This window comes from Kutzneria buriramensis (genome assembly GCF_003387475.1).
Lineage (GTDB): Bacteria > Actinomycetota > Actinomycetes > Mycobacteriales > Pseudonocardiaceae > Kutzneria > Kutzneria buriramensis.
Window position 1 is genome coordinate 12146 of record NZ_QUNO01000030.1, and the last position, 13369, is coordinate 25514.

At 71.6% G+C, this 13369-nt stretch carries 14 protein-coding genes; 5 read left to right on the forward strand and 9 right to left on the reverse strand.

Annotated features, from left to right (window positions below):
- The first annotated feature begins 6 nt into the window (after nt 1-6).
- Nucleotides 7-1077, forward strand: a complete 1071-nt coding sequence (cobT, locus tag BCF44_RS50330; protein WP_116181712.1) for a nicotinate-nucleotide--dimethylbenzimidazole phosphoribosyltransferase — start codon at nt 7-9, stop codon at nt 1075-1077.
- A gap of 2 nt (nt 1078-1079) precedes the next feature.
- Entirely contained in the window at nt 1080-1808 is a 729-nt protein-coding gene (locus tag BCF44_RS50335) for an adenosylcobinamide-GDP ribazoletransferase (RefSeq protein WP_116181713.1), read from the forward strand.
- A 104-nt stretch (nt 1809-1912) separates the two neighbouring features.
- Here the strand turns inward: BCF44_RS50335 and BCF44_RS50340 are convergent, their stop codons facing one another.
- The 7 genes from BCF44_RS50340 to BCF44_RS50370 form a co-directional block, all read right to left on the reverse strand.
- Nucleotides 1913-3040, reverse strand: a complete 1128-nt coding sequence (locus tag BCF44_RS50340; protein WP_246016275.1) for a cytochrome P450 family protein — start codon at nt 3038-3040, stop codon at nt 1913-1915.
- A complete protein-coding gene (locus tag BCF44_RS50345; RefSeq protein ID WP_116181714.1) occupies nt 3037-4209 on the reverse strand; it encodes an MAB_1171c family putative transporter in 1173 nt (390 codons plus the stop codon). The genes BCF44_RS50340 and BCF44_RS50345 overlap by 4 nt, the downstream gene beginning before the upstream one ends.
- Nucleotides 4206-4766, reverse strand: coding sequence for a hypothetical protein (locus BCF44_RS50350; RefSeq protein WP_147328986.1), 561 nt, complete (start codon nt 4764-4766; stop codon nt 4206-4208). The genes BCF44_RS50345 and BCF44_RS50350 overlap by 4 nt, the downstream gene beginning before the upstream one ends.
- Nucleotides 4763-5260 carry a helix-turn-helix domain-containing protein gene (locus tag BCF44_RS50355; RefSeq protein WP_170218184.1) on the reverse strand — a complete coding sequence of 166 codons (498 nt, stop codon included), beginning with the start codon at nt 5258-5260 and terminating at the stop codon, nt 4763-4765. Before BCF44_RS50355 ends, BCF44_RS50350 begins: the two co-directional genes overlap by 4 nt.
- A gap of 286 nt (nt 5261-5546) precedes the next feature.
- Nucleotides 5547-6644, reverse strand: a complete 1098-nt coding sequence (locus tag BCF44_RS50360) for a branched-chain amino acid aminotransferase (protein WP_116181717.1) — start codon at nt 6642-6644, stop codon at nt 5547-5549.
- Nucleotides 6645-6878: 234 nt separating this feature from the next.
- A complete protein-coding gene (locus BCF44_RS50365; protein WP_246016276.1) occupies nt 6879-7514 on the reverse strand; it encodes a ribonuclease FAU-1 family protein in 636 nt (211 codons plus the stop codon).
- Nucleotides 7511-8722, reverse strand: a complete 1212-nt coding sequence (locus BCF44_RS50370; RefSeq protein WP_170218185.1) for an APC family permease — start codon at nt 8720-8722, stop codon at nt 7511-7513. Before BCF44_RS50370 ends, BCF44_RS50365 begins: the two co-directional genes overlap by 4 nt.
- A gap of 120 nt (nt 8723-8842) precedes the next feature.
- Between BCF44_RS50370 and BCF44_RS50380 the strand changes: the two genes are divergently transcribed.
- Nucleotides 8843-10327 (forward strand): leucyl aminopeptidase, encoded by a 1485-nt coding sequence (locus BCF44_RS50380; protein WP_116181720.1) that lies wholly within the window; start codon nt 8843-8845, stop codon nt 10325-10327.
- A gap of 56 nt (nt 10328-10383) precedes the next feature.
- Here BCF44_RS50380 and BCF44_RS50385 read toward each other — a convergent pair whose 3' ends face one another.
- Nucleotides 10384-10953 (reverse strand): GNAT family N-acetyltransferase, encoded by a 570-nt coding sequence (locus tag BCF44_RS50385; protein WP_116181721.1) that lies wholly within the window; start codon nt 10951-10953, stop codon nt 10384-10386.
- Between the two features lie 49 nt (nt 10954-11002).
- Between BCF44_RS50385 and BCF44_RS50390 the strand changes: the two genes are divergently transcribed.
- Entirely contained in the window at nt 11003-11452 is a 450-nt protein-coding gene (locus BCF44_RS50390; protein WP_116181722.1) for an OsmC family protein, read from the forward strand.
- On the opposite strand, the gene BCF44_RS50395 is transcribed toward BCF44_RS50390, so the two are convergent.
- A complete protein-coding gene (locus BCF44_RS50395) occupies nt 11437-11775 on the reverse strand; it encodes an oxidoreductase (RefSeq protein ID WP_116181723.1) in 339 nt (112 codons plus the stop codon). The two genes, BCF44_RS50390 and BCF44_RS50395, sit on opposite strands and share 16 nt — an antisense overlap.
- Before the next feature lie 197 nt (nt 11776-11972).
- Here BCF44_RS50395 and lpdA point away from each other — a divergent pair, with 197 nt between their 5' ends.
- Nucleotides 11973-13343 carry a dihydrolipoyl dehydrogenase gene (lpdA, locus tag BCF44_RS50400; protein ID WP_116181724.1) on the forward strand — a complete coding sequence of 457 codons (1371 nt, stop codon included), beginning with the start codon at nt 11973-11975 and terminating at the stop codon, nt 13341-13343.
- Nucleotides 13344-13369: the final 26 nt, after the last annotated feature.

Below are 13369 nucleotides of genomic sequence, written 5' to 3' on the forward strand. Positions count from 1 at the left end.
CCGAAGGTGACGACCATCGAGTTCCCCGCCGTCGAACCGCCGGACCCGGCCGCGCAGCGGGAGGCGTCCGCCCGCCACGAGCGGCTGACCAAGCCCGCCGGCTCGCTGGGCCGGCTGGAGGAGCTCGGCGTGTGGATCGCCGCGTGCCAGGGCAAGTGCCCGCCGCGGCCGTTCACCCGGGCCCGGGTGGTGGTGTTCGCCGGCGACCACGGCATCGCCCGCCACGGCGTGTCCGCGTTCCCGCCCGAGGTCACGGGCCAGATGGTGGCCAACTTCATGACCGGCGGCGCCGCGATCAACGTCCTGTCCGGGGTGTCGGGGGCGACCGTGCGGGTTGTCGACATGGCCGTCGACGCCGACACCCCCGAGCAGGTCGGCAAGTTCAAGGTGCGGCGGTCGTCCGGCTCCATCGACCGCGAGGACGCCCTCACCGAGGACGAGGTGCGGCAGGCCGTCGCCGCCGGCATGGCCATCGCCGACGAGGAGGTCGACGGCGGGGCGGACCTGCTCATCGCCGGCGACATGGGCATCGGCAACACGACGCCGTCGGCGGTGATCGTGGCCGCGCTGACCGGCGAGGAGCCGGTGGCGGTCGTGGGGCGCGGCACCGGCATCGACGACAGCGCGTGGATGCGCAAGACCGCCGCGATCCGGGACGCGCTGCGCCGGGCCCGCAAGGTCACCGGCGATCCGCTGGCCCTGCTGCGCACGGTCGGCGGCGCGGATCTCGCCGCCATGGCCGGATTCCTGGCGCAGGCCGCCGTCCGCAAGACCCCGGTGCTGCTGGACGGCCTGGTCGTCGGGGCCGCGGCGATGGTCGCCGAGGACCTCGCGCCGGGCGCGCGGCACTGGTGGGTCGCCGGGCACCGGTCGGTCGAACCCGCGCACGGTTTCGTGTTGGGGCACCTGGGTTTGACGCCGATCATCGACCTGGGCATGCGGCTGGGCGAGGGGTCGGGGGCGGCCGCCGCGCTGCCGCTGCTGACCATGTCCGCGCGCATCCTCACCGAGATGGCCACCTTCGGCGACGCCGGGGTTTCCGAGCGGTCCGAGGACACCGCGAGCACACCGTCGTAACCGTGGACGGGCTGCGGCTCGCCGTGTCGTGGCTGACGGTGCTGCCCGTGCCGTCGCCGTCCGTCGACCGGCGGGTCGCCGCCCGCGCCATCTCCGTCGCGCCGGTCGTCGGCCTGCTGCTGGGGATTCTCGCCGCCGCCGTGTCGTGGGGCGTGGTGCGGCTTGGCGCTCCGCCACTGCTGGCCGGGCTGCTTGTCGTTGCACTGCTGGCGTTGCTGACCCGCGGCATGCACCTGGACGGGCTCGCCGACACTGCCGACGGCCTCGGCTGTTACGGGCCGCCGGAGCGGGCGCTGGAGGTCATGAAGTCCGGCGGGGCCGGGCCGTTCGCTGTAGTGGTTCTCGTTGTGGGACTGGGGATTCAGGCCGTCGGCTTCGGGGTGGAGCCGTGGCCGGCGGTGCTGTTGGCGGTGGTGGTCGGGCGGGTCGCGTTCACCTGGTGCTGCCTGCGATCGGTGCCGGCGGCGAGGCCGGAAGGCCTGGGGGCGTTGGTTTCCGGCAGCCAGACCGTGATCGTCCCTCTGTTGTGGACAGTCGCCGCCGTGGCCGGCGGGGTTTTCGCGGTGCCGGATCGCCCCTGGCTGGGACCGGTTGCGGTGGTGCTGGCCACCGGGCTGGTGCTGGTGCTGGTCCGGCACGTGCGCAAGCGCTTCGGCGGCATCACCGGCGATGTGCTGGGGGCGGCCTGCGAGCTCGCCACGACGGTCGTGCTGACGGTGTGCGCGTTCTGACGCAGGGAAGGACGCCTTACCTGCGTTGAACGAGGGTAAGGCGTCCTTCCCCGCATCAGGATCTGCCTACATTCGGTGTGTTTGTGAGCGCGACTCGCGGGGGGTTACAAGACCACCGGGAGGGATTTCAACGCGTGCGACCGGAACGATGCTCGCCACGGCAGCTCCGCCGCCGGCACGGCTAGGCGCAGGTCGGGGTGCCGCGCGAACAGAACCTCCAGGGCCAGGCGGATCTCCAGACGGGCCAAGGGGGCGCCCAGGCAGTAGTGGACGCCGTGGCCGAAGGTGAAGTGCTGGCGGTCCAGCGCCGGATCGCGGTTGGCGGAGGCCATGCCGAGCAGCACGGTGTCGCCGGCGGGAATGGTGACGCCGCCGACGGAGATGTCCTCCACGGGGAACCGGCGGATCGCATAGTGGGCCGGCACGGCGAGCCGGAGCAGCTCCTCGACGTCGACCGGCTGCCCGGGGTTCTCCAGCTGCGACAGCACGCCGGCGGCGATGACGTGGCCGGTGTTCTCGACGCCGGCGAGCAGCAGCAGGAAGGCCAGCGACACCAGCTCGTTCTCGCTCATCCGGTCCTGCTCGTCGCGGGCCTGGATGATCGCGGACAGCAGGTCGTCGCCGGGCTCGGAGCGCCGCGCGCCGACCAGCTCGACGAGGAACTTCTGCATGTTGGCGATGCCGTCGGCGGCGTCGCCGGCGCTGGCCGGCGCGAACATGGCCGCGGTCCAGGCGGCGAAGCCAGCGCGGTCGGCCACGGGCACGCCGATCAGGTCGCCGATCACCTTCAGCGGCAACGGCGCCGTGTACGCGGTGACGAGGTCGACGGTCGGGACCCCCAAACTGTCGATCGGCGCGAACCGGTCGATCAGCTCCTCGGCGTCGGCCCGGATGTCGTCGGCCATCTGCTCGACCCGGCGGGCGGTGAAGGCGCGGGAGACGATACGGCGCAGCCGCTGGTGGTCGTCGCCGTCCATGTTCATCATGTTGGCGTCGAGCTCCGGCGGCAGCGAGAAGCCGGCGTAGCCGGTGCGGGAGTTGGCCTTGTCCACGGACAGCCGCGGGTCGCCGAACAGCGCGGCGACGTCGGCGGCGCGCGTGACGATCCACGCGGGCGTGCCGTCGGGCGTGGCGAGGTGATGCACAGGACCGGCCTCACGCAGCCGTCGGTGGAAGTCGTACGGGTCGGCGAAGAACGCGGCGTCGAACGGCATGGACAGCTGGTCGCTCACGCGATTTCCCTTTCCGCGGAACGGTTTTCCCGCGCCACGGCGTCGACTATAGGCGAGCGGCGGAACGCCCTGGCCACCGCCCGCTGGTGCGCGAGCTCGCCGGCGAGGTCGCCGGGCGCGGCGACGGTGGTGGCCTCGATCGACTCCCGTTTGGGCGCGCCGGATTCGACGGCTTCCAGCGCCACGCGTAACTGGGCCGCCTCGATCACCGCGGCCGCCGCGTCGTCGGCCAGCCCGGCGGCGCGGCACTGGTCGGTGACGGCCGAGCTCATCCACGGCTGCAACGCCCGCTGGCCGTCCCGGATCTCGATGAGCATCCGGTACAGCCTGGTGTCCACGGGCGTGCCGGCCTCCAGGGGCAGCCGGACCTCGGGCGTGACGGCGACGATCCGGGCATGCAGGGGCGCCAGCTGACGCAGGGCGAAGACCCTGCCGACCCAGGCGGAAGCGTTGGTGAGGTGGTGCCCCCACGAGGGAATGGTCCACGCGATGGGCCGCAGGATCGCACTCGTCACGGCGGCGATCTGCACCACCGGTTCCCACGCGACGCCGGAGGAGCCGAACATGGCGACCGCGATGTCGCCGAGACGGCCGGCGGCGTACACGAAGTCGGCGCCGCAGCCGGTGGCCGTCAGCAGAAGGCCGCGGCGCAGCCAGGTGTCGGTGACCTTCCGGGCGCACTGGAGGCAGATCCGCAGCGTGCTGCCCTGCGCCACACAGAACGACAGCACGTACACCGTGAGGTACCACGGGAACTGACCGGCCTTGGCCAGCGCGAAGTCGTTGGGGTTCTCCCCCTTGGACATGCTGTCGAAGAACAGCACGGCCATCGCCACCAGCACCGCCGCGAAGGCCAGCAGCCGCAACCGGAGCTTCCGCCACGCGGTCGCCGAGTCGTGCACCCACAGCAGCACCAGCACCTGCTGGAGCGCGGCCAGCACGATCACCAGGCTCTGCGTGATCAGCCCGGAGATGTTGGTGATGCCCAGCGCGGCGCTGACCTTGGGCCAGATCGTCGGCGACGACAGCGTGAACAGCACGGTGGTGCCGGCGAAGACCAGCCACAGCACGACGTGCACCGGGGTGCGGCGGGTCCACAGCGTCGGCAGCCGCCACAGCGTGACGATGCCGACGATGATCGCGCACGCCGGATACAGGTAGGCGTTCATCTCGTCCCAGGGTGATCGGCGCGCCCCAGGGCGCGCACCAGCCGCTCCACCAGTTCCCGGTCCTCCGGCACCACGTCCCACGCGCGGTCCGGCGTCCACGGGCTGATCCGCTGTCCCATCATCGAGGCGAGCAGTTCCGCCTCCTGTTCGGCCACGCTGTTGGTGTGCTCGCGGCCGAGCACCCGCTGCACCATCGCCGGGTCCAGCGACGGCATCATCATCGCGATCGCGTCCTCGGCCAGCACCGTCTCGGTCTCGTGCTGGAACACCAGGTGCGCGACCTCGTGCAGCACGATCTGGCGCTGGTAGAGCGGCACGGCCCGGCGCTCGAAGACGATGAAGTCCTCGTCGTGGGTGGCGATGAGGAAGCCCTCCGGCGCGGCCACCGGCAGGTCGAACGGCACCAGCCGGACCGGCCGGCCGCGGCGCTGCCCGATGTGGTCGATGACGTCCTGGATCTCCGCGCCGGCGCGGAGATCCAGGGTTTCCAGCTCGTTCTGGCAGCGCCGGCGCAGGGAGCCGGGCACCGCGCGGCGGCTCCAACGGGCGACCATCACGGCGACTCACCGCTCCCCGGCTCCGATGTCTCCGTGCGCAGCCGACCCTTGGCCTGCCGGGCCGCGCCGACGATGGCGTCGAGCAGGTTGTTGAGCGTGCTGGCGGCGTCGTCGGAGATGCCGGTGGAGTTGCGCAGCAGCACGGCCTCCACGCCCGCGTCCCGGGCCTCCCGCAGCTGCCTGGACAGCGCCAACTCCTGGTTGACCTGCTCGAAGACGTCCGCGTCCAGCAGGTACGCCACGCGCCGGATGCCCAGGCTGTGGGTGAGCTTGATCAGGGTGTCGACCTGCACGTTGGCGCCGTCGGAGGATTCGAGCGCGGCGATGGTGCGCATCGACACCCCCGACCGCTCCGCGAGCTCGGCGCGGGTCAGCGGTCCCTCGGGGTGGTGCTCGCGGATGTGGCGCAGCCGCTCCCCCACGGCCGATCGGGTGAGATTCAGGCCCTCTTCCACCTCGTCCGCGCCGGACCCGGCACCGTGGATGTCACTCACCCTGCGCTCCCCCGCCGAATCGACCCTACGTGCAATATAATGCACATGGCATGCAGAGTATTGCAATGCCCCGGGCGCGCTCTCTATCGTTGAACAACGTGACCAGCACACACCGCGCCGACGGCTGAGGGGACCGCCGGACGGGGGTCATGCACTGTGGGGTCGGATCCTCACCTTGATCGATGGCTCAGCGGTGGGGAGCGCGTCATCGATCGAAGTGGAAGCAGGGAAGGTCGCCTCGCCCGCCCTCCACGCGGGTAAGCCGACCTTCCCTGCGCGCAATCGGTTACGCGAAGGTGCGCATCCAGCCGCGCACGTCCTCGCCGCCGCGCTGGATCGCGGTCAGCTCCTGGCGCAGCTTCATGGTCACCTCGCCGGCCTCGCCGCCGTTGACCAGGAACTCGCCGCCGGCGTGCTTGACCCGGCCGACCGGCGTGATCACGGCCGCGGTGCCGCAGGCGAAGACCTCGGTGAGCTCGCCGGTGCCGACCTTCTTCTCCCACTCCTCGGTGGACAGCTTGCGCTCCTCGACCGCGTGGCCGAGGTCGGCGGCGACCTTGAGGATGGAGTCGCGGGTGATGCCGGGCAGCAGCGCGCCGGACAGCTCCGGCGTGACCACCTTCGCGTCGGCCCCGGAGCCGAACACGAAGAACAGGTTCATGCCGCCCATCTCCTCGACCCAGTGCCGCTCCATGGCGTCCAGCCACACGACCTGGTCGCAGCCCTGCTCGGCCGCCTGGGCCTGGGCCTGCAGCGACGCGGCGTAGTTGCCGGCGCACTTGGCCGCGCCGGTGCCGCCGGGCGCGGCCCGCACGAACTCGGTGCACAGCCACACGCTGACCGGCTTGAGGCCGCCGCTGAAGTAGGACCCGGCGGGCGAGGCGATCAGCGCGTAGACGTACTCCTTGGCCGGCCGCACCCCCAGCCCCTTCTCCGTGGAGATCATGAAGGGCCGCAGGTACAGCGACTCCTCGTCCTGCTCGGGCACCCAGCGGCCGTCGACCTTGAGCAGCTCGGCGATCGATCCGAGGAACAGCTCGTCCGGCAGCTCCGGCATGGCCAGCCGGCGCGCCGAGGAGCGGAACCGCTCCGCGTTGGCCTCCGGCCGGAAGGACTTCAGCGAGCCGTCGGGCTGCCGGTAGACCTTGAGCCCCTCGAAGATCGCCTGCCCGTAGTGCAGCACCATCGCCGCCGGATCGAGCTCCAGCGGCCGGTAGGGCTGCACGACCGCGTCGTGCCAGCCCCGCTCCGGGTTCCAGCGAATCGTCACCATGTGGTCGGTGAAGTGCTGTCCGAAGCCTGGCGAAGCCAGTACCCGCGCTACCTGCTCCGGGGTCGCCGGTGCCGGGTGCGGGACATGGCTGAAGTGGGTGCCTGGCGTCATGTGAGCAGGTTAACGCCTACTTGCCGGTGAGAAAATCGTGGTCCCAAATGTCGGACATCCAACCAATCACCGCCACACCCGCCGCGGGCAGCGCCGGCGCAGGCCAGTCCGGGTCCGGACGGATCACCAGTCACGCGCCACGGACAGCGCCGATGCCGGCCGGACCGATCCCGGCAGGTCACCAGTCGCCCGCCGCGGGCAGCACCGGCGCAGGCCAGTTCGGGTCCCGGCGGATCACCAGTCGCCCGGCGCGGGCAGCGCCGGGGCCGGCCACTCCGGGTCCGGGCGGAAGTCCGTCCACGTGCCGTCGAACGGAAACCGGCCGGTCTCGGCCAGCGCGATCACCCGCTCGCCCTCGGCCCGCAGCAGCCCCAGCTGCTCCACCGACAGCCGGCCGACCCGCACGCACTCCTGCGCCTCGTCCTCGTCCTTCCACGCCCAGCTCCGGTCGGGCTCGATCCACACGTCCAGCGCGCCGTCGACGCGGTCCACAGTGGACGCGGTGCGGCCCATCGGGATCTCCAGGTTCACGTACCAGCCCTGGAACTCCCAGTCCCGGCTGAAGAACCACCAGGTGCTCGACCAGCGGTCCTCCTCGATCAGCCGCAGGTTGGCCGAGGTGTGCCAGACGTGCGGGAACCGCTCCCGCGGCCGGGTGAACCGCTCCGCCAGCGGCACCTCGCGGGGATCCCCGCCGCCGGCCAGCCGGGTGCCGACGATCGGCGTGTCCGCGGGCAGCCAGCCGACCAGCGCCCGCCCGTCGTCGGACAGCACGCTCAGCGGATGCACCTGCCCGAGCGTCCCGTCGAGACGCCGAAACCGCACCAGCGCAGTGGAACCGGGAGCCCAGACCGCGGATACGTCCGTCACATCATCCGACGGTACAGAGACATACCGACAGAACCGAGCAGAACGACGGCGACCGTCGCCCCGAGGAGCAAGGGCGGCATGGTCATGCCGTACAGCACCGACAGCCCGAGCCCGAAGCAGGCGGTCCGCATCGGCCACGTGCGGTCCTCCCTGAGCAGGATCCGCGCCGAGGCGTTGGTGAACGCGTAGTACGCCAACATCGCGCAGGCGGCGAAGGTGATCGCCGTCGAGACGTCCAGGGTCAGCACCAGCACCGCGATCACCGCACCGCCGGCCCAGCCGGCCACCCGGTCCACGCCGAACACCGCGGGCAGGTTCTTGTCCTTGGCAATGGCGACCACCGTGCGCCGGGCGTCACCCAGCACCGTCAGCAGCCCGGCGACGGCCGCCACGGCGGCGCCGGCCGCGATCAGCGGCACGATCGGCTGGCCCCCGGCGGAGATCACGGCGTCCAGCAGCGGCGTCGGCGACAGCGACAGGCGGGTCGGCCCCAGCTGCCGGAACACGGCCGTGCCGACGGCGAGGTAGACGCCGAGCACGCCCACCAGCGCCACCGGGATCGCCAGGTGCAGGCGGCGGGCGGTGAAGGTGGCGCCGCCGTGGCCGGGGGCGGTGATCCGCTCGAAGCCGAGGTACGCGAAGACCAGGATGCCAGTGGACGTGAGCAGCCCCAGCGGCTGGTCGGCGTCCGGGGCGTTGGTGATCACCGGCGGCGGCACGGCGAAACAGGCCGCCACGACGATCGCCAGCACCGCGACGACAACCGCCACCACGACCCGGTTCAGCTTGGGGTTGAGCCGAAAACCGACCACGTCCAGCGCGGCGGCGACGGCCAGCACGCCCAGCGCGCCGAGCAGCGGCCGCGCCGGCGTGACGTACGCGCCGAAGGTGCCGGCGATGGCGGCCGCGGCGGCGAAGCGGCCGGCGACGGACGCGCTGCCGGCCATCCGGCCGGGCCAGGCGCCGAGCAGCCGCGTCGTGTACATGTAGCCGGCACCGTCGCCGGGGAAAGCACGGGCCTGATCCGCCGTGGAGAAGGCGCTGCACGCCGCGAGGAGGGACGCCAGCACGACGCCCACCAGCGCATACGTGCCGGCCACGGAGGACGCGGGGGTGAACACCGCGAACACGCCGGCCCCTAGCATGCCGCCGACACCGAGCAACACTGCGTCGGCTGCCGGCAGCTGTCGACGCAGCGTGCGGGTCACGCTCCCCACCTTCTCAGATGCGCCCCGTGATCGGCAGCCACCTGTCGAATGACGCTCACGGGGCGGTAGTTAGCATCGGTTTACCAAGATGTTCATGCAGCAGCAGTCGAGGAGCCAAATGTGACCGCGCCGAAGCTAGCACTGACCGACAGCGACCTGGTCGCCCTGGCCGTGGACGTGGTCGTCGTCGGCACAGTCCAGGGGCCCGACGGCCTGGAGCTGGCCCCCGGGTCGGACGCCGTCGCCGCGGCCTTCGACGGCGAGCTGCTGAAGACGCTCGCCGTGCTGGGCGCGACCGGCAAGGCCGAGGAGGTCGTGAAGGCCCCCACCGGCGGCAAGCTGGCGGCCCCGCTGCTGGTGGCGGTCGGCCTGGGCAAGCCCGAGCCGACCGGCGAGCAGGTCCGCCGCGCGGCCGGCGCCGCCGCACGTGCCCTGGGCAAGGCGAAGAAGGCGGCGAGCACGCTGTCCGCCGTGGACCTGGGCGCGGCCGTCGAGGGCACGCTGCTCGGCTCGTACACCTTCACCCGGTACAAGTCCGAGGCGAGCGAGTCCACGCTGGCCAAGGTCGAGTTCGTGTCCCCGGCCGAGGGCGCCGCCAAGGAGCACAAGGCCGCCCTCAAGGCGCACACCGCCATCGCCGAGTCCGTGATCATCACCCGCGACCTGGTGAACACGCCGCCGAACGACCTGTTCCCGGCCAGCTTCGCGGAGCGGGCGGTCGAGCTGGCCGAGGCCAACGGCATCACCGTCGAGGTGCTCGACGAGAAGGCGCTGCGCAAGGGCGGCTACGGCGGCATCCTCGGCGTCGGCGGCGGCTCCGCCCGCCAGCCGCGGCTGGTTCGCCTGTCGTACAAGGGCCCGAAGGCGCGCAAGAAGGTCGCGCTGGTCGGCAAGGGCATCACCTTCGACACCGGCGGCATCTCCATCAAGCCGGCGGCCGGCATGGACGAGATGACCTCCGACATGGGCGGCGCCGCGGCGATGGTGGCCAGCGTCGTGCTGGCGGCCAAGCTCAAGTACCCGCTCGAGGTCGTCGCGACCGTGCCGATGGCCGAGAACATGCCCTCCGGCGACGCCTACCGCCCCGGCGACGTGCTCACCCAGTACGGCGGCAAGACCGTCGAGGTGCTCAACACCGACGCCGAGGGCCGGCTGATCCTGGCCGACGCCATCGTGCGGGCCTGCGAGGACAACCCGGACTACCTGATCGACACCGCCACCCTGACCGGCGCGGCCGTCGTGGCGCTGGGCAAGCGCACCGCCGGCGTGATGGGCACCGAGGAGTTCCGGGACCGGGTCGCCGAGCTGGGCAACGCCGTCGGCGAGGGCGCGTGGGCCATGCCGCTGCCCGAGGAACTGCGCTCCGACCTCGACTCGCGGCTGGCCGACCTGGCCAACGTCACCGGCCACCGCTGGGGCGGCATGCTCGCCGCGGGCCTGTTCCTGAAGGAGTTCGTGCCGGACGGCCTGCCGTGGGCGCACATCGACGTCGCCGGCCCGGCCTACAACACCGGCGGCCCGTTCGGCTACACCACCAAGGGCGGCACCGGCGTCCCGGTCCGCACCATCGCCGCCGTCCTGGCCGACATCGCCGCCAACGGCTGATCATCTCGGTGTCCGGAAAGGACCATTCCTGACGTTCAAGGTCAGGAATGGTCCTTTCACAGCGTTGAGGCCTTGAACGAGTGCAGGTCGGCGGCGGAGAGGGTCTGCTCGGCGTCGTACGCCTCGTAGGTCCGGACCGGCCGGAAGCCCAGGCGGGCGGCCAGGCGCAGCGAACGCGTGTTGGCGGTCTGGGTCCGCAGGATGACGGGCTGGTCGGGCAGCTCGGCCGCGGCGGCCCGCAGGACGGCGGTGGCGGCCTCGAAGGCGAATCCGGCGCCCCAGGCGTCGCGGTGCAGCAGGTAGCCCAGCTCCAGCTCTTCGGCGCCCTCGGTGAGATGACCGGGCTCGTCGGCGGCGGTCCGCATGAGCTGCATCGTGCCGAGGAAGACGTCGGTGGCCTTGTCGGCGATGGCGAACAGGCCCGGCGCCTTGGTCAGGTTGGCCATGCCGACCTCGTCGATGCGCTTCTCGACGGCCGCCCGCTCGCTCGGACCGCCGATGTACGCGCCGACCTCGGGATCGGTCCGCAGCTCGATGAGCCGATCCCGATCGGCCTCGCACGACCCCCGCAGCACCACCCTTTCCGCCTCGATCCGGACGGCGGACAGCGTCGGCAATTCGCTCACATTTCCGGTGACGCCCCCGAGCCGCGCCCGTTGCCTGTATACAAGACGTATGCGAGAACACGGGTACGAGGTGGAAGTCGGCTGGACCGGGGCGACGACGAGCTACCGGGAGTACACCCGGGCCCACGAGGTGACGGCCGGCGGCAAGACGCCGATCCCCGGCTCGGCCGACCCGGCCTTCCGCGGCGACCGCGACCGGTACAACCCGGAGGAGCTGCTGGTGGCCTCGCTGTCCCAGTGCCACATGCTCTGGTTCCTGCACCTGGCCGCGAACGCCGGCATCGTCGTCACGTCCTATCGCGACCGCGCCGTCGGCACGATGGTCGAGGACGGCGGCGGCCGGTTCACCGGCGTGACCCTACGGCCGGAGGTGACCGTCCACAGTGGCCGCGAGAAGCTGACCGAACTGCACGATCGGGCGCATCACCTGTGCTTCATCGCCAACTCGGTGAACTTTCCGGTGACGATCGAGCCCGGGACCGTTCAGTCCGTCGACTGACGGCGCGACTGCGCCCGCTGGCGGGCGGTGTACTCACGCATCCGCTTCGGGTAGCCGACCTTGGCGATCTCGTACACGGGGATGCCCAGCTTGTGGCCGAGGCGGAACGCCGCCTGCTCGTCGCCGATGCGCCGACGGGTCCACTCGCCGTCGTGAGCGACCAACACCACAGTGGTTTCCGTCACCGTGGTCCGCGGCTCGACGAACGCCTCCACTCCCCGGTGCGACGCGGCCCAGGACTCCAGGTGGGAGGTGTCGCGCGAGGTCGAACCCCGGGTCACGCCAGGACGCCCGCGCTTGCGAAATCTGTCGAACAAGCCCACCGGCGCCTCCTCCCGTATCGCACGTCTGCCTCAATCGTGCCAGCCGTGGCCGTCGAAGAGTGTGAAACCCCCTCGATCCCTCCCCCGGTCAGGGCAGCCGGGACCGCTAAGTGACAAGATGGCCTAGTTGACGCGCGCGTACACGCGCGCGGACCCACAGACCACGAATTGCCACTGTTGCCAGTCGAGGAGATCCCGTGACCGACACCTCCGCCGACCTTGTGATCCTGGGCGGCGGCTCGGGCGGCTACGCCTGCGCCTTCCGCGCGGCCGAGCTCGGCCTGTCCGTCGTACTGGTCGAGAAGGACAAGCTGGGCGGCACCTGCCTGCACCGCGGCTGCATCCCGACCAAGGCGCTGCTGCACGCGGCGGAGGTCGCCGACGCCGCCCGCGAGGGCGACAAGTTCGGCGTGAAGAGCTCGCTCGAGGGCATCGACATGGCCGGCGTCAACTCGTACAAGGACGGCGTGATCAGCGGCCTGTACAAGGGGCTGCAGGGCCTGGTCAAGGCCAACAAGGTCACCCTCGTCGAGGGCGCCGGCACCTTCCAGGGGCCCAACACCGTCGTCGTCGGCGACGACCGCTACATCGGCAAGAACGTGGTGCTGGCCACCGGCTCGTACGCCCGCAGCCTGCCCGGCCTGGAGATCAGCGGCCGGATCATCACCAGCGACCAGGCCCTGAACATGGACTGGATCCCGGAGAAGGTCGTCGTGCTCGGCGGCGGCGTCATCGGCGTCGAGTTCGCCAGCGTGTGGAGCTCCTTCGGGGCCGACGTGACCATCGTCGAGGCGCTGCCGCGGCTGGTGCCGGCCGAGGACGAGTGGGCCTCCAAGCAGCTGGAACGCGCCTTCCGCAAGCGCGGCATCAAGTTCAAGACCGGCGTGAAGTTCACCGGCGCCACCCAGAACGAGTCCGGCGTGTCGGTCAGCCTGGAGAACGGCGACGTGCTCGACGCCGACCTGCTGCTGGTCGCCGTCGGCCGCGGCCCCAACACCGCCGGCCACGGCTACGAGGAGGCCGGCGTGACGATGGAGCGCGGCTTCGTCCTCACCGACGAGCGGCTGCGCACCAACCTGCCCGGCGTGTACGCCGTCGGCGACATCGTGCCCGGCCTCCAGCTCGCGCACCGCGGCTTCCAGCAGGGCATCTTCGTGGCCGAGGACATCGCCGGCCAGAACCCGCGGGTCATCGACGAGGCCGGCATCCCGCGCGTGACCTACTGCAACCCCGAGGTCGCCTCGGTCGGCCTGACCGAGGCCGCGGCCAAGGAGAAGTACGGCTCCGCCACCACCTACCTGTACAGCCTGGCCGGCAACGGCAAGAGCCAGATCCTCAAGACCAGCGGCGGCGTGAAGCTGGTCAAGGCGCCGGACGGCCCGGTCGTCGGCATCACCCTCGTCGGCGAGCGCGTCGGCGAGCTGATCGGCGAGGCCCAACTGGTCTACAACTGGGAGGCGTTCCCCGAGGACGTCGCCCCGCTGATCCACGCGCACCCCACCCAGACAGAAGCCCTCGGCGAGGCGTTCCTCGCCCTGGCCGGCAAGCCGCTGCACGTGCACGGCTGACCCGTGCGCACCCAGTCAGCCACGCG

Excerpts from the sequence above, each read along its gene's own strand:
- BCF44_RS50345 (WP_116181714.1), bottom strand. The coding sequence starts at position 4,209 with ATGAACGCCTACCTGTATCCGGCGTGCGCGATCATCGTCGGCATCGTC.
- BCF44_RS50360 (WP_116181717.1), bottom strand. The coding sequence starts at position 6,644 with ATGACGCCAGGCACCCACTTCAGCCATGTCCCGCACCCGGCACCGGCG.
- BCF44_RS50390 (WP_116181722.1), top strand. The coding sequence starts at position 11,003 with ATGCGAGAACACGGGTACGAGGTGGAAGTCGGCTGGACCGGGGCGACG.